The 24,130-nt window shown below is 65.3% G+C and carries 19 protein-coding genes; 6 read left to right on the top strand and 13 right to left on the bottom strand.

Features of this window, described 5'->3' with window-relative positions:
* Window positions 1-347: hypothetical protein (locus tag B5F40_RS16310; protein WP_162610988.1), on the top strand; the 347-nt coding region annotated here is incomplete at its 5' end.
* Window positions 348-788: 441 nt separating this feature from the next.
* Here B5F40_RS16310 and B5F40_RS13500 read toward each other — a convergent pair.
* From B5F40_RS13500 to B5F40_RS13455, 9 genes are all read right to left on the bottom strand, one after another.
* Entirely contained in the window at window positions 789-1,646 is an 858-nt protein-coding gene (locus B5F40_RS13500) for a hypothetical protein (RefSeq protein ID WP_087194801.1), read from the bottom strand.
* 609 nt (window positions 1,647-2,255) lie between these two features.
* A complete protein-coding gene (locus B5F40_RS13495; protein WP_087194800.1) occupies window positions 2,256-3,494 on the bottom strand; it encodes a 4Fe-4S binding protein in 1,239 nt (412 codons plus the stop codon).
* Between the two features lie 2 nt (window positions 3,495-3,496).
* Window positions 3,497-4,678, bottom strand: coding sequence for a 4Fe-4S binding protein (locus B5F40_RS16745; RefSeq protein WP_239443066.1), 1,182 nt, complete (start codon window positions 4,676-4,678; stop codon window positions 3,497-3,499).
* Between the two features lie 5 nt (window positions 4,679-4,683).
* Window positions 4,684-5,325, bottom strand: coding sequence for a 4Fe-4S dicluster domain-containing protein (locus B5F40_RS13480; RefSeq protein WP_087194799.1), 642 nt, complete (start codon window positions 5,323-5,325; stop codon window positions 4,684-4,686).
* Window positions 5,325-6,083 carry a TorD/DmsD family molecular chaperone gene (locus B5F40_RS13475; RefSeq protein WP_239443065.1) on the bottom strand — a complete coding sequence of 253 codons (759 nt, stop codon included), beginning with the start codon at window positions 6,081-6,083 and terminating at the stop codon, window positions 5,325-5,327. The genes B5F40_RS13480 and B5F40_RS13475 overlap by 1 nt, the downstream gene beginning before the upstream one ends.
* Before the next feature lie 15 nt (window positions 6,084-6,098).
* Window positions 6,099-7,061 (bottom strand): hypothetical protein, encoded by a 963-nt coding sequence (locus B5F40_RS13470; RefSeq protein WP_239443064.1) that lies wholly within the window; start codon window positions 7,059-7,061, stop codon window positions 6,099-6,101.
* A gap of 128 nt (window positions 7,062-7,189) precedes the next feature.
* Window positions 7,190-9,019, bottom strand: coding sequence for a hypothetical protein (locus tag B5F40_RS16885; protein ID WP_275531817.1), 1,830 nt, complete (start codon window positions 9,017-9,019; stop codon window positions 7,190-7,192).
* 166 nt (window positions 9,020-9,185) lie between these two features.
* Window positions 9,186-9,848: a helix-turn-helix domain-containing protein gene (locus B5F40_RS13460; RefSeq protein ID WP_087194797.1), complete on the bottom strand. Its 663-nt coding sequence runs from the start codon at window positions 9,846-9,848 to the stop codon at window positions 9,186-9,188.
* Window positions 9,849-9,851: 3 nt separating this feature from the next.
* Window positions 9,852-11,330, bottom strand: coding sequence for a helix-turn-helix transcriptional regulator (locus B5F40_RS13455; RefSeq protein WP_087194796.1), 1,479 nt, complete (start codon window positions 11,328-11,330; stop codon window positions 9,852-9,854).
* A 519-nt stretch (window positions 11,331-11,849) separates the two neighbouring features.
* Here B5F40_RS13455 and B5F40_RS13450 point away from each other — a divergent pair.
* The 5 genes from B5F40_RS13450 (at window position 11,850) to B5F40_RS13430 (ending at window position 20,281) form a co-directional block, all read left to right on the top strand.
* The gene (locus B5F40_RS13450) at window positions 11,850-14,906 is read left to right on the top strand and encodes a molybdopterin-containing oxidoreductase family protein (RefSeq protein ID WP_087194795.1); all 3,057 of its coding nucleotides are present in this window, start codon (window positions 11,850-11,852) and stop codon (window positions 14,904-14,906) included.
* A gap of 3 nt (window positions 14,907-14,909) precedes the next feature.
* Window positions 14,910-15,542, top strand: a complete 633-nt coding sequence (locus B5F40_RS13445) for a 4Fe-4S dicluster domain-containing protein (protein ID WP_087194794.1) — start codon at window positions 14,910-14,912, stop codon at window positions 15,540-15,542.
* Entirely contained in the window at window positions 15,542-16,411 is an 870-nt protein-coding gene (locus B5F40_RS13440) for a dimethyl sulfoxide reductase anchor subunit family protein (protein WP_087194793.1), read from the top strand. Before B5F40_RS13445 ends, B5F40_RS13440 begins: the two co-directional genes overlap by 1 nt.
* 669 nt (window positions 16,412-17,080) lie before the next feature.
* Window positions 17,081-18,637 carry an FAD-dependent oxidoreductase gene (locus B5F40_RS13435; protein WP_087194792.1) on the top strand — a complete coding sequence of 519 codons (1,557 nt, stop codon included), beginning with the start codon at window positions 17,081-17,083 and terminating at the stop codon, window positions 18,635-18,637.
* A 228-nt stretch (window positions 18,638-18,865) separates the two neighbouring features.
* Complete coding sequence (locus tag B5F40_RS13430) at window positions 18,866-20,281, top strand: helix-turn-helix transcriptional regulator (RefSeq protein WP_162610987.1); 1,416 nt, start codon at window positions 18,866-18,868, stop codon at window positions 20,279-20,281.
* A 320-nt stretch (window positions 20,282-20,601) separates the two neighbouring features.
* Here the strand turns inward: B5F40_RS13430 and B5F40_RS13425 are convergent, their stop codons facing one another.
* The 4 genes from B5F40_RS13425 to B5F40_RS13410 form a co-directional block, all read right to left on the bottom strand.
* On the bottom strand, window positions 20,602-21,477 hold the full coding sequence (locus B5F40_RS13425; RefSeq protein WP_087194790.1) for a dimethyl sulfoxide reductase anchor subunit family protein: 876 nt from the start codon (window positions 21,475-21,477) through the stop codon (window positions 20,602-20,604).
* Between the two features lie 10 nt (window positions 21,478-21,487).
* A complete protein-coding gene (gene dmsD / locus B5F40_RS13420) occupies window positions 21,488-22,132 on the bottom strand; it encodes a Tat proofreading chaperone DmsD (RefSeq protein WP_087194789.1) in 645 nt (214 codons plus the stop codon).
* A gap of 499 nt (window positions 22,133-22,631) precedes the next feature.
* On the bottom strand, window positions 22,632-23,498 hold the full coding sequence (locus tag B5F40_RS13415) for a dimethyl sulfoxide reductase anchor subunit family protein (RefSeq protein ID WP_087194788.1): 867 nt from the start codon (window positions 23,496-23,498) through the stop codon (window positions 22,632-22,634).
* A gap of 1 nt (window position 23,499) precedes the next feature.
* A complete protein-coding gene (locus B5F40_RS13410; RefSeq protein WP_087194787.1) occupies window positions 23,500-24,120 on the bottom strand; it encodes a 4Fe-4S dicluster domain-containing protein in 621 nt (206 codons plus the stop codon).
* Between the last annotated feature and the right edge of the window lie 10 nt (window positions 24,121-24,130).

Here is a 24,130-nt window from a genome sequence, read left to right as displayed (position 1 = left end):
CCGACCGGCATTTGGGGGAATTCTCCGGCCTGGAGACATGGCTTCGCCTCTCGATCCCCGAAAAGGGCGGCACGTTCCGCATCGACTACGACGTGGACGTATCCGCCGGCGATTTCAAGATCGTGCTCGTCGACGGCGAAGATGTCGACGTCGTCTGCGAAGGAACTGCCGTCGGCAGCCGCATCTTCACGCTCGATCCGGGCGACTACGCCCTCAAAGCCGTCGGCGTGCATGCGAATGTCGACATCGAGCTCGAACTGCAAGCGAGCGAGGACATCGACGCCGTCGAGCCCGATGGCCCGTTGGGCGACGACAAGCCCGCGAAACTGCAGCCGCTCGAAAGCTAATGCGCGCCAAGCCCGGAAGGCATCCTGCCTGCTACGTAATTGCCGATTTCGGCGATTTCTTGCAGGATCTGCTCGCACCACATGCGACAACGAGAGCGTTTACCCAGGTGATGCTTTCCTTTGACCTTCGGCAGCAAGAACCACCCGCCGAAATCGGCAATTATGCAACAAGATGCGCCGCCTTCGCCGCCAAACCACCGCTGACACGAACCCGCGCCCACCGGACCTTGAGCAGAGTCCCTTCCGACTGAGTGTTTCGAACCCCTTCCCCACCAAATGGACAGGGTCTTCCGGAGCGCTGGAAGCGCCTTGCGCAACGGGCCGGCCTGAGCCATGCCAGCTACGGTTTGGCGTTAAAGTCCCATCACCGCCGTTGAGCCAAGGCGGCATCCGGCGAACCTGCCCACGCCCCACCATCGAGGGCACGAAACCGAACCGCCCCTACCCCGCCGCGCGCATGACCATGCGCTTCACATCCGCGCGATACTCAGGCCGCACGAGGTAGTACGCGTAGGCCTCGAGGACGGTTTGAAAGGCCACGCCGCGACCCACGATCTTGAAGTATCCGATGCCGTATGCGTCGTGAAGGTCGCGCACCTCTTGGTCGGTAAAGATCACCGGATGACCCGGATCGTGGTCGAAGAAGTCGGCGCGCTGCGCGACGCACTCGAACGGTCGCATGGCGCCCGAGCGCTGGTCCTCGCTGTTGTGCAGGTAGTGCCGCGCACGATGCGGGCACCGAAAGGCGCAGAACTCGTTGACCATGACCTCCACTTTGCCACGGTTCTCAAGAGCCGCGAGAAACGCCGGGTCTTTATGGCGGTTGTAGTCGAGCACCACCCAGTCGTAGCGCTTCGTCATGCGATTGACCTCGGCCACATCGGCCAAGGGTCGCGTGGTGGACAGCACGAGGCGCATGCCGTAGCGCTCGCGCACGTAGTCGCCCACGAAGTCGGCGTACACGATGGCCTCGCCGTCGTGGCGGGCGGCGGCGGCAAGCATCTCGTTCAAATACCCGTCATGCAGGTCGTCCTCAGTGGCCAGCATGTTCGTCAAGGTGAGGCGCGGCCTCACGCCGTGCTCGGCCAAAAGGGAGAACGCCTCCTCCATCTGTGCCGGCGTGGCGCGCTCGCGCAGGTACGCGCGGCCGCCGTTCAGGACGCACGCGGGGAAGCACCCGTACACGCTGTCGATGCGCACGCCATCTTGGAACAGCGTCGGACGCTGCTCCATCAGGCGAATGAAGAACAGGTTGAGCCCCAGCCCCACCGTGAAATCCGGCAGCGTGTAGTTGATCATTCGCTCGCTCCTTCCCTTCCCGCTTCAATGCGGAAAGCCATCGCAATCCGAAGGCGCATTCGCCCCCGACACCACGCAGCGCCCGCTCCGATACCCGCAGCGCTCCCATCAGCGCGCAAGCGCTTGCGCCTCGTAGCGCGAACACCGCCACGACCGCACGAGAGCGCGCACCCGGCAAGACGGAACGCACCTGGGCAAGACGGAAACCGGCGAGCCTCCTTCCGCCTTCGATGCCTGCGCGCAAAACTCGGTTGAGATGGCAGAAAACGCGTTTTGTGCACAGGCTGGAAGGGGCGATCGACCCTTCGCACAACAAGCGACCCGGTCTTTCTTCTCAACCCAACACCTCATCTTGCGCCCATGGGCCGCCCCAAGGGCAGAAACCTATACACAAAACGCAATCTCTGCCAGTCCGAACGGTCTGCCGCGCACGCGGCCCGCGCCGGTGCGCGATCAGCCACCTCGGCAATCCGCCCGCTGCCGTCTAGCCGCCCGCGCCACCGGTCCCGGCGACCTGCCCGCCATCGCCCGACCGTTCGCACCGTCGAAGACGACGACCAGCCTGGCCACCGGGACCGACTCGTAGCCTCGGCAGCCAGCCATCGCAGCCTAGAACATGCACATCTCCAAATCCTCGCCGAGCATCGAGTGCACCTTGTTGTACATCGATTCCGGCTTGTTCGGCGTCCACGTGGGACGCTTCATGGAAAAGCACACGGCCTCCTTGCCCATGAACTGCCTGATGGGAACCAGCCCGCTCACCGTAAGGGCTTGCTCTGGACAGATGCGCTCGCACAGGCGGCACTGCATGCACGCGCTCGGGCGATGCACGATGCCGAACACGCCGCCCTCGTCGATCTTCTTGATAGCGCCCGTCGGGCAGAACACCGCGCACATGCGGCACGAGCTGCACGCTTCAGCGTCTATGGACACAGCGCCGATCACGCGCGTCTCCACCTCGTCGGCCACCGGACGGCCATCGCCCACATGCCGCAGGTAATTGTACAGCCGCACGCGGCGCGTGGGGACGAAATGCGACAACGTGCCGTCGGGGCCGACCTTGCGGTACGCCGCATGGACAGGCTCGGGGGCAGGGTCGGCCGCTCCCAAGCCCTCGGCCATCACCGCCCCGGCCGCACGGGCCGACGCGTCCTTGGCCGACTTGAAGAACTCGCGCCGTCCCATGCCGTCGTCCGCATCCCGCACCTCGCAGGAGCGCCCCCGCCCTCGCGCCGAAGCGCCCGAGCGCAACGCCAACACCCGGTCGGGCACGCGCTCCGTCACCTCGATGGACAGGGACGACCCGAACGCCGCAAGCAGGTTCTTCGCACCCGCCGCCACCTCGCGCGCAAGCGCGCCGCCGGGCGCATGCAGACACGTCTCGCACGAGCCGCACACCAGCGTCGCGTCGAACGCGCGATACGCCGCCAGCCCCACAAGCGCCGACTCGTCGATCCGGCCCAGGCATGGCACCACGCAAGCGTCCGCCGCGTCCGCGCTCGCAACGCCCGCCGCCTCAAGCGCCGTCTCGCACACGATGACCGGATGCCCCTTCGTCGCCACGATGGAGCGCTTGAGCTGCGCTGTCAGCTCTTCGTCCGTGGGGTTGCGCAACTCGATGGCGCAGGTGGGGCACGCCGTGGCGCACGTGCCGCACCCGATGCAGCGCTCCGGCTCCACGACCAGCTCGTTGCCGCGCAGCGAAAGGGCGCCCGACGTGCACGCATCAACGCAGCGCAGACAGTCGGCGTTGCGGTTGCGCACTGAGATGCAGCGCTCCTCGTGCACGGCGATAGCATCGCTTTCGATGCCGCTCAGCAGGGCGAGCACTCCGTCGATCAGGGACATGACTACCCCCTCTCCGCAGCCCCGTCGCCATCCGCGGCGCCGTCCGCAGACACGACCGGCGGCTCGGTTGCGGACGCCGCCCTGCCCGCAGCTGCGGAAACGGACGCGGGAACCGGCACGGAGGAGGACACGCCCCGCCCCTTGTTCGGCAGGAAGGGGAACGAGATGGCATGCTCGGGACACACGTCGGCGCACGCGCGGCACTTGCTGCAATCGTTGAGCGTCGTCTCGCCCGCCGCGACGTCGTGCAGATTGATGCCCTCAGGACACGCCCGCTCGCACAGGTTGCACGACAGCCCACAGCCCTCAAGCAAGCACTTCTCAGAGTCGATGCGAGGCCGGAACGTCCGGTTCAACCCGCTGAACAGGGAAAGCAGCGCACCCAACGGACAGAAGCGCTGGCACCACTTCGGCAGCAGCAAGACCTCGATCGCGATGATGGCCGGGAACGCGAGCACCGTCCAGGTGGTGTCGCCGAACGCGAACAGCCGCATGACCAAAAGCACCGTGGCGAACGTGAGGCCGACGGGGCAGATAAGGCAGAACACCGGGAAGCCGAACACGAGCGTCGACCCAAGCGCCGCCGCCAAGATGCCGTGGCGGCTGTCGATCTTGATGCCCTTGGCCTTGCCGCAGGGGGAAGCGCACGCGGAGCAAGCGGAGCGCGACACCATCCCCGGGCTTTTGTCACGCTCGGGAGCAGGCGCCACCGCTTGCACCATAGATTCTCCTGCTTGCGCCGCATGGAGGGAGGGCGCGGCGAGGTCGTCCGCAGCGCCACGGGAGGCGGCGGGGTCGTCCGCATCACCGCTAGAGGAAGCCGCGACGGAACTCGAACCGACACCGCCTTCAGCAGAAGAACCCGAAGCGCGCGACGCGCCTCGCTTCCCCTTCTTCTTCCCTCGCGCCATGAAGTGCACAGGACACGCCCAAGCGCAGAACACCTTGCCCAGCACGACGCACACCGCCAGCACTGCCAGCACGCTCACCACGGCCATCGGAATGGCCGTGCGCTCGGCGATCATCGCCAAAAGCGCGCCCAGGGGACACAGAAGCGTGATTGTGCCGAACCCGATGCCGCAGAAATTGCCGATGCCCCCGGCGGTGAAGTACCCCACGGCCACCACCGCGAGCACCGCCAGCATGATGAGGAACCGCAGCCGAGCGCTGTTGAACTTCTTCATCTTCCTCACGCCTCCACTTCTTCGGTGGGCCGAATGACGATGGCGCGGTCGGTGGCACCTGCCGAGATCGACCCCGCCGACAGCGAGATGCACGCCCACTCGCACGCGCCGCATCCGTTGCATGCGTTCACGTTGACCACGGGCACGTTGTCCGCGCCCAGCTCGAGCGCATCGTAGTTGCACACGTCGACGCACTCATGGCAACCCATGCCCTTGGCCGCCAAGCACCAATCGCGATTGAGCACCGCCTTGCCGATGATCACGCTTGCCGGGTCGGGGCACGCAAGCGCATGCGTCGGGCATGCCGCGACGCATTTCGGCCCGCCCGGTTCGTTCTCGCAGAAATCGCACCAGCCGCTTTTGAAGTCCATACGCGGCGTGCGCGCGTTTAAGATGCCGTCCTCAAGATGCGCCGGGGCGATGGCGTGCTTCGGGCACACCTCGCGGCACTTCTCGCAGTGCAAGCAACCGCGAACAAGCTGCACCTCGTCCTGGCCTCCCGGCGGGCGCAACAGCGTTTTGCTGGGAAGGAACTTCACGCCGCCCAGCCCCACCACAGCGGCGGCACCCACGGCGCCGAGGGCGAACGTGCGCCGCGACACACGGGGGCCTGCGGCGCGCCTGGGCTTCGTCCCTCGCCCGCCCATCACGCCACCTCAGCCTTGCTCGCGCCCCCGGCCGACGCAGCGGTCTCGCACGACAATTCCCCGCCATCCTCGTCCGACCCCTCCCCGTCTCCGGACAGCACGGCATCCAAAAACTCCCGATCATTGCGCAAAAAGCCGTCAGTCAGCTTGCCGAGGCCCTTGTAGAAGTCGGTGCGGGGGAATTTCTGCAGGTCGGCTGCCATCATGGGATACCACGCCAACAGGTGGTCCTCGAGGAAGTTGCGCTGCGACAGCAGAAGGGCATGGCACGCGTCCTCGTCGCCGTCCTCCAACGCGGCGATGGCGCGCTCGCACAGGATCTGCTCGAACTCGAGCTCGAGCGCGATGTGGTCCTCGCCCTCCTTCCAGCTTTCCTGCTTGGCCAATCCGGCGGCGCGGTACAGCACGAGCACCTCGTCGCGCGCATCCTGCATCATGAGACGCTTCGGGCTCGTGTACACCGACTCATAAGGGTACGCAGCCGAGAAGCCGTCGTTGCCCGAGCCGATGAACGCGCGCACGTAGTCCACTGCCAGCTCGGTGAGCACGTCTCCGCTCGCCTTGCTCAGATAGCCGCAGATCATCCGATAACCCTCGTCCACAAGCGCGTTTCCCGTGTTCGCGGGAAAACGCATGGAGACGAGCGTGTCGTACAGTTCCTGATCGACCTCCGTGCGGAACAAGCGCGAAAGGAACTGGTAGGTGGCCCTGCGGCCACGCAGCACGTCGATAAGGCCGATTTCCTGATCATGGGACATGGATGCTCTCCTTTCCTAGCGTTCGGACGAAGACAGGGCGGCGACGCCCTCGGCAAAGGATGCGGCGTCGGAGGACGCAGATGCTCCGGACGAGCACGGGGCGGTGCCTTCGGCGGAGGATGAGGCTTCGAACAGGCCGGACGCGAGCACGCTGCGCCCAAGGTCGGTGATGGCCCACGTGTCGCGCCACTCGATGGCACCCGTTTCCTCAAGCTTGCCGCGGAAGAAGCCGCAGAAGCGCCGCGGCTCGGCGCACAGCGGGTCGCCGTCCACGGCGGCGTCGAGCTCCTTGGTGGGGCAGCCGCCCTCGCGCGCCGTCATCTCCAAAACACGCTGGAAGATGGGCAGGTAGTGCTTTTCCTCGGTGATCTTATGGACGATGCGGTCCTCGTTGACATGCGCCGCGATGGCGTCAAGGCCCGCCTGAGTGGCCTGGTAGCGGCATGGAGGCGCAGGCGTCACCGAGATGAAGCTGCCATCAAGCCCTTCGCCTTCCGGCGATGCCGCGTCGGCCTCGGCGACAGGGGCTGCGACAGCCGCGTCTGCGCTGCCGCCCACTGCGCCCTTCGCACGAAACCCCTCGCCTTGGGCCGGCCCGTCCTCCGCTTCCGCATGTTCGAGCCGCTCCAGCGCGCCGGCGCGCTCAAGCAGCTGGATCACCTGGATCGAGTTGTACACGCTCGTGGGGCTGGGATGCGCCTCGTCCAGCGCAGAAGCCGCCTCTTCAAGCGTGCGCGACTCCGTGCACAACTCCACGGCGCGCAGCAAGCGGAACTGCTGCCCCGGCATGCCCGAGAGCAGCTTCTCGATGCGCTCGGCGGGCGAAAGCTCCACCGGCGGGGGCACCACGCTCTTGTCGGCATCGGGAATGGGCGGCAGGTAGTCGGCCTCGGCGTCGTCCCGCTCGCCCTCGTCCAAATCCAGATCGGCCAAAGGGTCGAAATCGTCATCGATCACAAACGCTTCGACATCGCTCATGCTCATCAATCCTCTCGAAACTCGCACCTTCACTTGCAACCTCGCCTCCCCATCGGGAGGGATCGTCCATATGTCGGAGCCCGCCAGCGTCCGCGCCTTGCACCCGCCGCTCGCTCGCACCCGCCGCCTCACCGGGTCGAGGCGTTGTAGAGCACCTTCGTGGGCAGCTCGCGGGGAACGCTGGGGTCGATCGACAGCACCTCGTCGGACAACGACGCGAACGCGGAGGGCGCCACGCTGGCCAGCCGCTCGCCATCGCGCACGAACACGCGTGTGATCTGCACGTTCATGCGCGCGGTGGCCTCCAGCGCCGCCCGCTCGAAGCGCGTGCACACCACCTGCGCATCCGCTGCGGCCAGCACGTCCAGCACAAGCGCCCGTTCGCGCTCGAGAGCCACGCGCCTGTGGTCGATGGTGAATTTGTCGTCCACCGCATCGTTGCCGGGAAGAAACCCGTTCACGAAGCCGGTCACGAACACGAACCGCGCATGACGGCCATGGCAGCGCCCGTACGTCGCGACGCGCACGGCATCGCGCGCCGCGTTCTCCACGGGCGGGCGAAACGCCTCGCGCGCAAGGCGCTCGATGTCCGCACACGCGGGATCGTCGCCCAGAAGCGCCGCTTGGCGCTCGGAAAGCGGCATGCCGTGCGCCTCGAACAGCGCGCACGCCTCCTTGCGCGTCAGCCCGTTCGCGCATGCGCGGCGCAGCTCGTCAAGCTCGTCGAGCGGCGCGTCGAACTTCCCGAAGATGGTCGAGGCGCGCTCCTCGTCGCGCTGCGCGCGCAGCTGCGCCACGGCCTCGGCAGCGGAGATGCCGCGCTCGCGCGCGTACGCCAAAAGTTCCAAGAACGCATCGGAGCGCAAAAGCCAATCGCCGAAGCCCATCCACGAACGCAAAGATGCGAAATCGGCGGGATCGAGGAGAAGCCGAAGGAACGTCGCCAGTTTGAGCTGGACGTAACGGCCTTCCGTACGGGGATCGCCCTTGATCTTCCCGTCGGAGAACGAGCGCTCCACAGGCACGCCGCGCTCCTCGAGCGCGTCGGCCAGACGCGCGCCCCATGCCGCGTTCGGCACCGCCACCAGCACGTCCCTCGGCGCCGAACCCGCCGCAAGGCGCTCCTCCACCGACGCGGCCACGAACTCGCGCTCGGCCTCGGGAGTCGCAAGCGCGCGGCTCTCCCGAGCGGCCCTCAGCCGCGCGTCCTCCACCCTCATTACGTGATCGGCCGCATCGGCAAGCTCGCGGAACCCTTCGAAGCACGGATACGGCTCCTCGGCGCTCGCAGCCGCCAGCGCGCGCCCCGCCGCCACCAAACCGCGCGTGGCCAGATGGCGCACCAAACGCTGCGAGGCCCTGCTCATCGTCGTGTAATCGTCCACCACCAGCACGAGCCCCTCCCGCTCGACGCCGGCAGACGCCAGGCCGCGGTACGCGAGCGACGCCGCCTCGCACGGCAGAAGCGCGCGGCGCGCCTCAAGGTTCTCGGTCAGGATAGCGTGGACGGTCTGCTCTTCGGCGGAGATGAGCCAGCGCTCGTCATCGTCGGCGCACTCGCTGATGCTTTTGTAGAAGAATTTGAGCATCTCGCGCAAGCGACCGGGCTTGAGGCCGCTCACCTTCACGTCCTCCATGAGGACGTCCATCTCGTTGCCGTCCAGCACGCGCGCGCCGCGGCCCGCAGCAGCGCTCACCCGCGCATCGCCCATGACGTCCAAAGCCAGATCGCGCACGGACATCACGCTCGTCGCGTTGAGCGACGGCATCGGATCAGCGGCTAAAAGCGCCCGATAGCGCGCCGCCGTCCAGCTGTCGGCGCATACGACGCGCACGGGCAACCCAGCCTCGGCGACGCGGCGAGCGTACGCCAAAAGCGCCGGCGCGATGTCGTCGGACGCGTCGTGCTCCACGCACGCGCACGCGCCCTCTATCGGCAGTTTGAGAAGTTCGTCCATCGCGTCCCGTACGGACGCGACTGTGCAAGCACCCATCGTTCGGCCTCCATCCATCCTCTTTGGATGAAGCCCTTTGCTCGAAGCCCCCCGGCTTCACAGTGTTCGCAGTGCTTCCTCATGCATTCGCAGGATCGAGTATGCCCGAGCGGCGCTGGCGCGTCTACCATCATTCCGAAACGGAATGGATGAGGTCGAGCACCCCCTGCTTGTCCTCCACGCCGAGCTTGCGGTACACGCAGGCCAGCACGTCGGCCACCTCGTCGCGCGAAAGCCCCAGCTCGGCCTCGATGGCTTCGAAACCGCGCTCCTCCACGTACAAGATGAGCGCGCCCAACTCGCGTCCGTCGAGGCCGCGGCGCTCGGCCACGAGCCGGCACTTGCAGCGCAGCGCGGTGTCACCGGCGTCCGTCGCGCGCGCCGCACCCCGGGCGAGCCCTCCCGACATGCCCGCTGCGCCGCCCGCTGCGCCGCGCATCGCCGCGCGGGAGCCCTGCGCCCCCGCGGCCCCGCGCGCAGCAGCCGCCCCCATGCCGGCACCCGCCGCCCCGCACGGCGCGCCCGCATGCCCTTCGCCCGCGGCGCGCACAAGCGCCTCGGTGGCGCGCAGCAGCCGCTTGATCTGCCACGCTTGAGCGTACAGCACGCCTCCCGCCTCGGTCAGGCTCACGCCGTTGCGGTCGCGCACGAACAGATCAACCCCGAACTCGCGCTCGAGCAGGGCGATGTGCTTGCTCAACGTCGACTGCGTGAGATGCAGCTCGCGAGCCGCCGCCGTGAAGCTGCCGAAATCGGCCACCCGTGCGAACTCGGCAAGGTGAGCTGTCTCCATCGATCAGCCCGCCTCGTCCTGCTCGACCATCTCATGGGCAAGATCGATGAGCTCCTGGCGGTTGTCCACGCCCGTTTTCTGGTAGATGTGGCGAATGTGCGTGCTCACCGTGCCCGCCGAAATGAACAGCGCCTCTTGGATGCGCGAAATGGTGCGTCCCTCCAAAAGCAACGGCAGCACGTCGGTTTCGCGCGGAGACAGGGAGAAGCGCTCGGCGATGATCACGCTCGGATCCACCGGATCGGCCGCTTCGCCAGTGGAACCCTCCGCCGAATCGGTCACCGCCATCAGGCTGACCTCCCCGATGCCGATCTTCACAAGGTCTGTCTCAGTGAACAGGAACAGGTGGGCTATCAGCAAAAGCGACATCGCCACTAACGTGAGCAGGGTGAGGTCGAACATGCTCGCGCCCGTCGCCTCAAGCGAATGCGCAAACAGCGAACCGACCGTCTCGCCGCCGTACAGCGCCACGAATCCCAGCCCGATGGTGCGCGCCGGACTGACGCGAAAGCTCGACGACACGTCGATGCACACAACGCACAGCACGAGCACGAAACAATGGTAGCCGCTGAAAATGAGAGCGCTCGAATACGTGTTGGCATCGGACATGAACGGCGTGAACAAACATCCCAAGCACAGCACGAGCATGGACACGCGGTAGGAGTAGAAGATGCCGTCGCGATGAAGGAACACGGAGATCACGCAGATGGCGAGCGCGCCAGCGAGTCCTGCTAAAAACAGGAACATGCCGTGAACATCCTGCACCTCATAGGTCTTGCATCCCGACACCACATCGAAAAACCCCATGAGCGCGCCTATGAGCACCGCTCCCGCAAGGGCCTTCGCAAACAAGGCGACCGTGTTGCGCGAAAGCTTCTGCTCAGGTTCTCGCTGCGCGATCAGCGCAGAAAGCGAAGCCGCGCAGCGCCTCAGCAGCACGGCCGAAAGCACGGGCATGACCGCAATTAGCACCACCACCGGCACCGTCGGGCCCGCGATTAGCAGGCAGCCCATCGCAAACGCCGCGCACAGCGATGCGGCAAGCTCCACGAGCGCCAAGCGCCCGCCCAAGCTCGATTCGAGCTCGATCCAGCACAGGAACAGCACTGCCGAACCCGTCCCGGTCATAACGGCGCTCAAACCGAGCGCGAGCATGCCGATAGGCGTAGTGGGATCGGAAAAGGGCGCGAGCACCGATCCCACGCTCATCATGAAGGCCGCGCCCCCGACGACGAAACGGTTGGTTCCCACGCGCTCGCGACGCACGATGACCGCCACGAACAACATGGTCACGACCATGGCCACGAGCGAGATGAGGAGCCCCATGTACAGCGACCCTCGCTCATCGGAGGAAAAGCGGTACGGCACGATGCTGTAGAACATCATTATCATCCACAGCCACTGCAAAGCGGCGCCCACAACCCGATTGGAAGAAAGGCCTTCCCCAAGCGCAGCGCCCCATGCTCCTCGAAGCTTCTCCACGCTCCCCCACTCCCCTCGAACCTGCACGAGGCACCGGACACGCCTACCCCGCCCGCGTCCGATCTTCCCCTCCCCATAAGGCTCCGACGAATAGGCGGAGGGGTCGAGCAGCCGCTTCGCCGCCGCGCCTTGGCGTGGCGGCCCACTCCTCCACCCGCTCGTCGGAGCCTCTTTCGGCGTACCAAATTATACGGAAAAGACAAGCTCACTCTCCCCCTCATAAACTGTTCTAGTTTAGGAATAATTCACGACAGAAACATACGTAATGCCAGTTCAAATGCTTACCGAGTTTTTCATGATCGCAAAATCATAAGAATTTATGATGTTCGAAATCCTCTTTTCAACGTTTGCACGATGCTTGCGACGTCCCTTTCTCCGTATGGTCGTCGCAAGCGATACAGGGACTTTGCACCGTCGGCGACCAAAGCGATGCGCGAGATGCGCCCGACGGCAGCCCCCCGCCCCGTTCGCCCGAAGAAGACGAGTAGGAGCAAGACGAGAAGACGAAGGAGGAGGAGTATGGGCAATCTGACTATGTCGCGGCGCACGTTCGTCAAAACCGCCGCCATCACCGGCGCGGCGGCTGCGGCGTTCGGCGCATCGACGCACACCGCACTGGCCGAGGAAACCTATCCGGTGGTTTCCGGCCAGGACACCGTGGCTGTGAAGACATGCTGCCGCGGCTGCGGCAAGATGGAGTGCGGCGTCAAGGTCATCGTCCAGAACGGGCGCGCCATCCGCGTCGAAGGTGACGAGGGCGCGTTCCAGTCCATGGGCAACTGCTGCACGAAGTCGCAGTCGTCCATCCAGGCGGCGTACCACCCCGACCGTCTGCACTACCCCATGAAGCGCACCAATCCCAAGGGCGAGGAGCCCGGATGGCAGCGCATCAGCTGGGACGAAGCCATGCAGACCGTCATCGACAACTTCATGGAGATCAAAGCGAAGCACGGCGGCGAGGCCATCGCCTGCCAGGTGGGAACGTCGCGCATCTGGTGCATGCACTCGGAGTCCATCCTGAAGAACATGCTCGAGACGCCGAACAACGTCGAGGCCTGGCAGATCTGCAAGGGTCCGCGCCACTTCGCCACCACCATGGTGTCGCAGTTCGCCATGTCGTGGATGGAGACGATCTGCCGCCCGAAGGTGTACGTGCAGTGGGGCGGCGCATCGGAGCTGTCCAACTACGACGACTCGTGCCGCACCACCGTCGACGTCGCGTCGCGCGCCGACGTCCACATCAGCGTCGACCCGCGCATGGCCAACATGGGCAAGGAAGCCGACTACTGGCAGCACCTGCGCCCCGGCACCGACGCCGCGCTGGGCTTGGCTTGGACGAACGTCATCATAGAGAAGAAGCTCTACGACGAGCTGTACACCAAGAAGTGGACGAACGCCCCGTTCCTCGTGTGCGAGGACATGGAGCCCTCCGGCTTCCCCACCGTGCGCACCGACGGCTCGTACTGGGACGTGAAAACGCACCTTCTCAAGGAAAGCGACATCAAAGAGGGCGGCAGCCCGTACAAGTTCCTCGTGTACGACAACAACTGGGAAGCCCTCAAAGATCAGGGCATCGAGCACGAGTACGGCGCGTTCACCTGGTTCAACGCCGACCAGGAAGGCAACATCGACGACACGGGCGGCTTCTGGGAAGGCGAGAACTACGACTCCGTGAAAGCCCGCGAGACGGGCCGCGAAGCCGCGCAGGACAACCTGCTGCCCGGCCAGACGCAGGGCTGGGTGCCCGACCTTCTGCCCTTCGACCCCGCCATCGACCCCGCCCTCGAAGGCGAGTTCGAGATCGCGCTCAAAGATGGGCGCACCGTGAAGGTGAAGCCGGTGTGGGAGTACTACAAGGCCCGCGCCGCCGAGTACACCCCCGAGGTGGCCGCCGAGATCACCGGCATCCCCGCCGAGGAGATCGAGGCCGCGGCCACGGCCTACGGCACGCGCCTCGACCCCGAGAGCGGCTACGGCAACGGCGGCATCCAGTACATGCTGGCCATCGAGCACTTCTGCAACTGCATCCAAACCTGCCGCGTGTTCGACAACCTCGTGGGCATCACCGGAAACCTGGACACCCCGGGCGGCAACCGCGGCCCCACCATCGTGCCCATCGACGGCGACCTGCAAGGCTTCAGCGCCTGGGCGCCGGGTGCCACCACCCCGCCCGAGGAAGTCAACCTCAAGCAGATCGGCCGCGACAAGTTCCCGCTTTTGGGCTGGTGGCAGTACTGGGCCGACAGCCACTCGGTGTGGAATGCCGCCATCACGGGCGACCCCTACCCGCTGCGCGCCCTGTGGAACGAATCCGGCAACTTCATGAGCCAGTCGAACACCACGCGCGCCTGGGAGGCCCTCTGCTCGCTCGACTTCTACGTGGACCTCAACCTGTGGCACACGCCGCAAAACGACACAGCCGACATCATCCTGCCCGTCGCGCACTGGATCGAGCTCAACTCGCCGCGCGCCTCGCAGGGCGCTTCCGGCGCCATGGGCGCCACGGTCAAGTGCGTGCAGCCGCCTGCGGAGGCCAAGTACGATCCCGAGATCGTCATGGACCTCGCACGCCGCATGAACTGGCCGTGGACGACCGAAGAGGGCAACGAGTGGCCCGACATCCAGTGGCAGCTCGACGACTCCATCAAGCTGCTCACCGACGACGAGCTGACCTACACTACCTGGCACGTGGAGAACGGCGTTCCCACCTTCGAGCGCCACGGCGTGCCGATGGCCGAGGTCACGCCCAAGTACAAGACGTGGGACGAGTACGTGGCCGCCTTCCAGGAGCACGGCTGGTGGCAGGCGAAGGACGTCGAACCGCGCAACTGGGGCACGTACCGCCGCTACCAGACGGGCGCTCTGCGCGCACGCGACCGCGTTTGGGGCCGTCTCGACTACACGGCTGGCAAGGGCATCGGCAACTGGAAGCCGGGCTTCTTCACGCCGACCATGAAGCAGGAGATCTGGTCCACCGTCATGGAGTCGCACCATCCCGACCATCCCGAGTGGTTCGTACCCTCCTACTGCGAGCCGCCGCACGGCCCGAAGGACGGCGACCGCATCAAGGAGTACCCGCTGACCGCCACCACCGGCCGCCGCATCCCCGTGTACTTCCACTCCGAGCATCGCCAGCTCCCCTGGTGCCGCGAGCTGTGGCCCGTGCCGCGCGTGGAGATCAACCCGAAGACGGCTGCCGAGTACGGCATCGAGCAGGGCGACTGGGTGTGGATCGAAACCGAATGGGGCAAGATCCGCGAGGTGGCCGACCTGTACTACGGCGTGAAGGAAGACGTCATCAACCTCGAGCACACGTGGTGGTACCCCGAGGTGCAAGACGCCGGCCACGGCTGGCAGCTTTCGCAGGTCAACCAGCTGATCGACCACGATGCGCAAGACCCGCACGCCGGCAGCTCCAACCTGCGCGCCTACCAGGTGAAGATCTACAAGGCCACGCCTGAGAACTCGCCGTTCGGCAACCCTGTGCCGTGCGACAGCACCGGAAAGCCCATCATCCACACTTCCGACGACCCGCGTCTGAAGGAATGGCTGCCCACCTACGAAGGGAGGGAGTAAACCATGACGAAAGCGATCATAACCGACGTCAACCGGTGCGTGGGCTGCCTTGCGTGCTCGGTTGCCTGCAAGGCCGTCAACAGCGTGCCCATCGGCAACTACTGGAACAAGGTCGTGCGCGTGGGACCCAACCCCATCCCCGGCGGATCGGGCCATTACCCCGACGTGTACATGTACTTCCTGCCCATCAGCTGCCAGCACTGCGAGAACCCCGAGTGCGTGCACGTGTGTCCCACCGAGGCATCCCACATCGCCGAGGACGGCACGGTGCAGGTGGACAAAGAGAAGTGCATCGGCTGCCAGTTCTGCGTTATGGCCTGCCCCTACGGCGTCCGCTACCTCAACGAGGAGGAGAGGGTCGTCGAGAAGTGCACGCTGTGCGAGCAGAAGCTGCTCCAAGGCGAGCTGCCCCAGTGCGTCAGCCAATGCGGCGGCAACGCCCGCTGGGTGGGCGACACCGACGAGGGGCTCGACTCCTTCGTGGGGTCGTTCGACTCGGCTGGCAACCAGCGCAAGATGACCGAGTTCTTGGAGCCGTTCGAGGAGTCCGACATCTACCACCTGCCCGACGTGGGCAACAAGCCGTCGTTCGCCTACATCCTACGCGGGCAGCATTGGGAAGGAGGCGATGAGTAATGGAAACGCAGTGGCCTCTCGTTATCTTCACGTTCTTCGTGTGCGTGACCTGCGGTCTTTTGGGTAGCATGTCCGTGCTGGCCATCAAAGGCCAGGGGCGCGACCTGCAGATGACGGCGCTTGTCGCGTCCGCCGTGTCGCTCGTGATCGGCGGCATCGGATCCTTTTTGCACCTGCAGCACTGGGAGCGCATCTTCAACGGGTTCGGACACATCACGTCCGGCATCACCCAGGAGCTGATCGGATGCGTGGTGCTCGCCATCCTCATCGTGGTGTGGTTCGTGATGCTGCGCGGCGGCAAGAAGCTGCCCGTGGGGCTGAGCGCAGTCACCCTCGTGGCCGCCGTCGCCATGGTGTGCGCCACCGCGCACTCCTACCTGATGGCCGCCATCCCGGCATGGAGCTGGGCGCTCGTGGTGTTCTACCTGGGCAACGCCCTCATGATGGGCCCTGTGGTGCTGTGGGGCATCGCGACGATCAAGCGCGATCAGGAGGTCGAGAAGACCGCGATCGGCATGAGCCTTGTCGGCGCGGCGGCCTCGCTGGTGGCCGACCTCGCGTACGCGGCGGTGTGCGCCACGGCCACGTTCGCCAACTACGGACACTACGCCGACCCGACGTCGATGACGACGGCCCCCACGCACATCGACAGCCTCATGGACATCATGGTGGCCGGCGACGGCGCGGTGAACTTCTGGGTGTCGCTCGTGTGCATCGCGGTCGTGATCGCGTGCGCTGCGGTCGCCCGGAAGAAGGTGGGCGCTTCCATGCCCTTCATGGCTGTGGCCGTCGTGGCGGCAGCGGTTGCCTCCATCCTGTTCAGGGTGCTGATCTACCAGCTGGGATACTCCGTGTTCCTGCTGTACTAGGCGAAGCGTCGTCGCGCGCCCCTCGACGTTGAAGACGCACGGCGACACGCCGAATGCCCCCGGCGCCCTTGCGGTGCCGAGGGGCGCGGCAATGCGCCGCTGCGGCGGCAAGCGCTGAAGCGGAACCGAAGACCGGCGGCATCCCCCTCCGTCGCCGTTGCCGTCGTTTCCCGCTGAAGGCGTCGCCGGCAACGAGAGGACACCTTCGCTGAACGCGGATCGGCCCCTCGCAACGATGCCTTCGGCGCGCATCGGACATACGCCCCCGCACCCAGCCGGGATCGGAGACGAGCTGCATCGTCGCCGATCCCGGCTGGGGCAGGCGGAGCGCCCCTCCCCCTCTTTCCCTTCGGCTCCGCTTGCCCCAGCCGAATGTCGCCTTTCCCTTGCGCGACACGTCCGGCCAATCCCCAACCCGGCGCCTCCCTTCCCTAGAAAGCGCCGAATTCCGTGCGTTCGTTCGAACCGCTCGCTCCGCATTCCTTCCGTGCGAAACGCCCCGTCGGAAGAAATCCCCAGCCGACACGTTTCCAATGACGAAAACGACAAGGTCAACGGCATTCTCCTTCCATTTCGCGAAAAAGAGGTGATGCCAAAACACTCCCAGGAGCCTACGCTGGCGTCGTTGCCGCGCAGAGGGGCGCGGCTCATCAAGGAAAGGGGACAACCATGAAAACCGAACATAGCGCAAACGCTTCCCTCTCTGGCGACGGATGCTCGCGCAGAAGCTTCCTCAGGGGAACCGGGGCCACTGCCGCCATCGCCGCAGGAGCTCTCCTATGGGGCTGCGCTCCCCGCGAGGACCAGGGCAGGGGCGTTTCGGAATCGGGGATTCCGACAACGTGGGACGAAGAGGCCGACGTCGTTATCGTGGGCGGTGGAGGAGCGGGCACATCGGCGGCGCTCATGGCGGCGAAGGCGGGATCGTCGGTTATCGTATTGGAGAAGTCCGCGATGACGGGCGGCTCAACGGCGCTTTGCGGCCAAGCCATCATGGGCGTGGGCACGTCCGTGCAAAAGGAAGCGGGCATCGAAGACTCGGTGGAAGAGGCCATGAAGTACTTCGCCGAAGTGGGAGACGGTCGCGATGACCTGGTCCGCTTTGTTGTGGAGCACAGCGCCGAGGCCGTGGAATGGCTCATCGACCTCGGAATGGAAGTGCCCGCCGTCATCGGCAACCCCGGGCTCGTGTACGGCGGCCAAGAGAAGGAGCGCGCCGATCTGACCGCCCCCATCATGCGAACTCACTACGCCGTGCAGCCCGATCCCGGCCTATGGCCCGTGCTGCAGAAGGCCCTCGACGCCGAAGAAAACGTCATCGTGCGCACGAACACGCCGGCAACGGCGCTCGTCCAGCATCCGCAAACCGGCGAAGTGCTCGGCGTCATGGCTGGAAAGGACGGTGAAAGCGCCATCAAAGCCCGCAAGGGCGTGGTGCTGGCGGCAGGCGGCTACGCGCGCAATCCCGAGATGATGCGCGCTCTCATCTCGCGTTACGAAGTGCAGACCACCGCAAACGAGGGGGATACGGGCGACGGGATGAACCTGGGGCTTTCCGCCGGGTGCGGAGCGGGTTATTTCGGCATGCTGTCGAACGTGCAGTACTCCAAACCCATCAGCCCCTGCGCTTTCATCGTGCTCGGTCCAGACACGATGGAGGGCAAGCCTCCGTTCATATGCGTGAACATGAAAGGCGAGCGCTGGAGCAACGAGCGCAAGTTCTACTCCTACATCTGCGACGACTTGCTTAAGCAGCCAGAGGGGCGGGCCTTCGTGCTCACGTGCGGTGACAAGGGCCTGGCCGGTCTGGGCAAGGCGGCCGACCAGGCGTGCAAGGCGGACACGCTTGCCGACCTGGCAGTGCAGATGGGCGTCGACGCGGGTGCCCTCGCATCCACCGTGGAGCAGTGGAACGCAGGATGCGTCGAAGGGGTCGACGCGCAATTCGGGCGCAAGAGCGAGCTCTACCCGCTCGAGAGCGGTCCCTATTATGCAGCCGAGGTGAAGCCCGGATGCGCAAGCACGTTTGGAGGCGTCACTGTTGACACCGACATGCACGCCATCGCAGCGGCCACCGGGCAGCCCATTGGACGCTTGTACGCCGCCGGCATGAACAGCATGGCGCTCGGGCGCTTCTACCCCACCTGCGGCGCAGCCGTGGCCACGGCCATAACCACAGGCCGCCAGGCCGGAACGAACGTAGCCGCCGAAAACACCTGGGACTAGCGATCACGCTTGCAGACCCGTGAATCGGGCGCGACGTCAAACCGCGTGCCGCCCGAAGCGAGTTCGGCAAGGGCGGAGGGACCGAAGCGACCGCCCCTCCGCCCTGCCCTTCCACGACGAAGCACGAGAGGACCTCCTCGGCGGCAGTTCGCAAGTTTTGCTATGCTTGGCTTTATGAACAATGTTCCAACAAGCACGAGAAATCGGGTAGGCGACGGCCAATTGCGCGTGATCGCTTTACTCGCAGGCGGCTTCGCCTCCTACAAGCTGTGCATTCTGCTGGCCTGGAACGGCAACGCCTTGGCCGAGCATCCCTGGATCGATCTTCAGCCCGACTGCTTCGTGGCGCTGTTCTGCACATGGGGCGTTGTCACGGCCGCCACGCTGCTCATCACGCTTGAGTGCTTCTCGAGCACGCCAGCCTGCAAACGCCGACGCCTGCTCAGAGGGCTCCTCGAGCCGGCTTTCGTCCTCGGACTCGGCGGAAGCCTCGCGTTCCTCTCGCTTCTTTACGCCGAGTTCCCCTTTTTCACGATCATTGTCGCCGCAGGCGTCTTCTCGGCAGGATGCGCGCTTTTGCACTTCGGCTGGCTTGTCGCCGCCATGAGGGCAGCCACGCTGCCGCTCGTGGGAGCGCTTACCACTGGGCAGCTGGCCACCTCGACGGCGTTCCTGCTCCTGAAGCAAACGAGCACGGAGGTTCAAGCGGGGTTTCTCGTGGCATCTTGCGCCGTGCTGTTCGCATCGACCATCGCCCTTGTCGCCCGAGTCGACGGCGATCCTTTCCCCTCATCGGGCAACGTCGCCCGAACTCGGATCATACCCCTGCTTGCGAATCCGCTTGTAACGGGCATAGCCGTCTCGACGTTGGGCGTGGGTATCCTTTGGGGATCATCCGCGTCAATCCGCGATTACACGCTGTGGGTGTTCGGGGCCCTCGCCGTATGTCTCGCGTTTTTCGCCACGGCATTCGTGCGGGGAAGGGAAGCTCGACCGGAAACGCTCGTCCGAGCCGCGTTCGCGCTTCTCGGCATAGCCATACTGCTCACCGCCGTCGCACCCGATTGGCACGCAATGTTCATGGGCGTCGTATGGGTGGGATACTCGGTTCTTTCGCTGTGCCTATTCCTGCTGGGACGTTCGGGCGATGCAACAGCCGGGCGCGCCCATGCCGACGGACGGCTGCTCGTCACAGCCCTCGCTCTCTTCGACGGCAGCGTGGCAACGGGACTGGCCGTCGGACGAATCATGAACGTGGCGGCTCCCGGAGTCGAAACGCCCACCACCGTGGCTGTGGCGCTGCTGCTCGCATTCATCTTCCTGTTCGGAGGACGCCCTTTCGCCCGCCCCCATGCATCCGGCGACAGAGGTCCGGCGTCAACCTCCTCCAACGATGTCGGAGGCATCAACGACGCCATTCGCAACCAATGCTTCGCATTCGGACAAGCCCACTCATTGACCGAAGCCGAATGCGACACGCTGTTCTACCTTGCGAAGGGCTTCACCATCAACCGCATCGCCGAAGAGCGCATCGTCTCGAAGAACACTATCAAATCGCAGATCACGAGCATCTACCGCAAAGCGGACGTGCACTCGAAACAAGGGTTGCTCGATGCGCTCGAGCGCGGTACGCCCCGCATATAGCCGAAAGCCGCAACCTCCAGCGCACGCCGTCAAACAGTCGGCCGCGAGGGCTCCGCAAGTCAGCGCGAATCATGCTCCGCGCGCAGGCCCCGCACTCGAATCCGTTGCGGTGCCTTTCTGCCCGCAAAGCCATTGATCGCCAACTCCCGTCATAGAATGAGGCACGGGAATCCATGCCCCGGACGCGACCTCGCCATTCCGAAGGCACCCCCTGCGAAGACGCGGCACTCACGATACGAGCTTGCCGGAGAGCGCGCCCCGCTTCAGCTCAGCGCACGCCCCGAGAGGCCTCGACGTGCACAGCGAAGCCCGATCGCGCCTCACACGCCCAACCCCACCGTCATATGCATCATGTAGAACGCGAACCGCATGATGAAGATGCCCGTCAAAACGAGAGCGGCCGCGCCCGTCGCGCGCATGCGAGAAAGGGAAGCGCTGCCCCAGAGCGCAACGCCGTCAACGGCCACACCCGCCGCGCCCAGCACGGCGAACGCGCCCACCATCGGACCGTAAAAGGGAACCAGCTGCGCCGCCGTCACAAACGAGTTCTCGATGGAGTCCAATTCGGCACCCTGCAGGCAAAACGTCGCCGTGTTCACCGCCAACGCGACGGCAGCCGCGCCCGCCAGCACACGCCCGCCGCTGCTCTCGCCTACGTCGCACCCCGCAAAACGCAACCCGGCGATGGCCAAAACAGGTCCTCCCACCAGCGCGTTCAAAATCAAGTTGAGCGGAACGTACGCCGTGCGCCACGAAGCGATCGTCTCGGCGGAGTACGCGAACGCCACCGCCACCACGAACGCCGCTCCGGCCGCCATCGCGCAGACGAGCCACGCACGCTGCACGCGCGGGCGGCGATGCTCTGCGAACCCGTATAGCCAGTACAAGCCCGCAAGCGCCAGAAAAACCACCGCGAAGAACACCTCGGTCGAAAGCGGACTGCGGCCGACGCCCAGAAACACGTACAGCGCATTGGACGGGTTCCCGAGATGCGTAGCCGACGCCACAAGCCCCACCATGGTCACCACGAGAGGCAGCCCGAGATACGCGTTAAGGCGTTGCCGCATCTCTTCGGACGTGCCGCGCGACAAGACGGGAAGCCCCATGAAGATGAACGCGGCCGCGCCCGACGGCGCGAGAGTCGTGAACAGTACGAGCGTGATCTCGCCGAGCGCGGTGTCGAGTCCCGAGGCCATGGGAGCGCCTTTAGCGATAGAACCGCGGAACGGTCACCTCGAGCCCCCGCTCGACCCGGATCCCTTCGAGCGTGATCCCCGTGAGGCGCGCCAGGCCCTCGTAGAAGGGATGGGACGCCGCCTCGGCCAACTCGTCAAGATAGTGAGGCGCCCAGGTGAGCAAATGCAGGCGAAGGTAGTCGTCGAGGTCGGCCGGACGGTTGCGGGCGATCCACGCCATGAGGGCCAGCATGAGCCCGATATGGTCCTCGGGTTCCCTCTCACCCCCTAGGCGCGCGATGCCGCGCGTCCGCATCCACGCGCGCAGCTCGAGCGTGGACGCGCCGAACACGACGCACTCGCGGTCGGTGTACACCGAGCCCCACGGCGGGGCCGGCTTCGGCGCGGGTCCGACGAACAGGCGACGATACTCCCACACAAGCGCATCGGCCTTTCGTCCGTCAGCCAGACCGGCGACCATGAGCCCGAGCGCCTCTCGCGCCTCGCCTTCTTCGGCGAAGGGCCACTCCGCCGCCGCGTCGTCCACATCGAGCGCCGCCATCGCGTCGAAGGACGCCCCCGCATCCCCGGTGAGGGGATCCTGCAGGAAAAACGGAGCCAGGGCCTCGCCTGCGAAGGCGATGGCCTCGAGCGTCTGATCTGTTTTCTTGTCCATGCTGTCGTTCCTTTCGCAGGCTTAGCGAAACGCGCCCAACGCGCAGGCGAAACGCGATGTCCATTGTAGCGCACCTTGCTTTTCAGCCGTCCTTCGCGCGCGTTACGAACGCGACGCGCGGCATGCGGGGGCATCAGCCCTCTCGCTCCCCTCGCACCTCATGCGGCAGATCTTCATCTACGGCAGAATCCTCGTCCTCTTATCGCGCTTTTCCGTAATGAGAGCCCGACCCTTTCGCCACACCACCACGCCGCAGCCTTGGGATGGATGTCGAAAACGAGCGGACGGAGGGGATCTTCGCATGCCGATCAGACGCCAGGGAAACCAAACGAGGTTTCGAAGAGCTAAAACGAAGCGGAGGAAGGGGCGCGAAGGGAAGAACGGCGCCTCTCAACGCGGCCCTGCCCCACCGATCTCGACACGCGACGGACTCTCGCCAAAACCGCTTTCAGTCCCGCATGTGAAAGCGCCCCGCGCAGTGCGCGGGGCGCGTCGTCGATCACATCACGTACAAGCCAACCGACAGCTGCACCGCGTAGAACACGAGGCGCGCCACGAAAATGCCCGCCACGGCCAGCACCGAGGCCGCCGATGAAAGGGCCACCGGACTCACGCCGCGCACCGCCAGAACGGTCGCCACACCAGACGCCACCAGCAAAACGGAGGCCACCGCCACGAACGACGCGACTTCCGACACCAGATCAGCGCCGCTCGCCAAAGCGTTCGACAAACCGGAGACGCCCATGATCTGCGTGCAGAACGCCACCACGGCCAGCACCACTCCCGCAACGACCACCGCGAGAGCCACCATTTTGAACGGACCCTTCGCCGCATCGCCAAGCGCTCCGGCCAGCGCCAGCACCAAAGCGCCCAGCGCCATACCGCCCGTCAACGAGAAGCCCACCAGCTGCGTCGGCACGAGAGGGCTGTTCCAAGACGCGATGGTGTCCATCACGTATGCCAGCCCCGTGAAGCATGCGAACACGAGCGCGGCCACGGCCACAACGGCCGCAAACCCCTTGCGCGCGCCCGAAGACAGCTTGCCCGCCACGGCCAAAATCCAGTACACCACGGCCAACGCCAGGAAAACGCAGCCCACCACAATCTCGTTCGACAACGGCGAGGAGCCGATGCCTGCGAACACCATGGGAGCGTGCAGAGGATTCGCCAAATGAAAGAACGAAGCCACGAAGCCCGCCAGCACCACGATGAGGGGAAGGGCCGTGAAGCGATCGATTCTCTTTAGCTGCTCGTCGGAGAACGTCGTGGTGAACAGCGCGCACGCCAGGGCGACGAATGCGCCCGCGCCCATAGGAGCCAGCGTGGTGAACAGCGCCAAAGGCAGTTCGTTCAAAGCGGCCTCCATGCTACATCACCTCCAAGGGATTCGCGACCTTGCCATCTTCATGCCCCGCAGGAAGCGCGTCCGCCGAGGGCTTGATATAGAGGTTCGGGTTCGTGTACGAGGGTTCGGGCAAAGGCGCGATGTTGCCGCGCTCGCCCAGCTTGGACATCTCCTCCACCGTGCCGAAGTCAAGGGCACGGGCAGGGCACGCGCGAACGCAGATTGGTCGCTCACCAGAAGCCATACGCTCTGCGCAACCATCGCATTTCACAGAGTGGCCCTTCTCACGATCCACCTTCGGCGCGTTGTAGGGGCACGCCATGTGGCAGTAGCCGCAGCCCACGCATTTGTCGGCGTCAACGGACACGAGGCCCGTCTCGGCATCTTTGTGCATGGCCCCCGTCGGACACACCTCAACACAGGCCGGACTATCACAATGGTTGCACGACATAGACACATAGTAAGCGAAGCAGCTCGTCTCAATGTGCCCATCGGAATTCTTTTCAGTCGTCCCTCCAGAACATTCGTATACTTTGCGATACTGAAACTCAGTATTTAGATCGTAATAATCCTTGCAGGCAAACTCGCAGGTTTTGCAGCCTGTACAGCGAGTACCATCAAAATAGAATGCGTACTGGGTCATGACTTGCTCC

This window comes from Gordonibacter sp. An230 (assembly GCF_002159915.1).
In the GTDB taxonomy this organism is placed as follows: domain Bacteria; phylum Actinomycetota; class Coriobacteriia; order Coriobacteriales; family Eggerthellaceae; genus Rubneribacter.
Note: the sequence above shows the minus strand (reverse complement) of the source record. Positions and strands in the feature narration are given on the sequence as shown.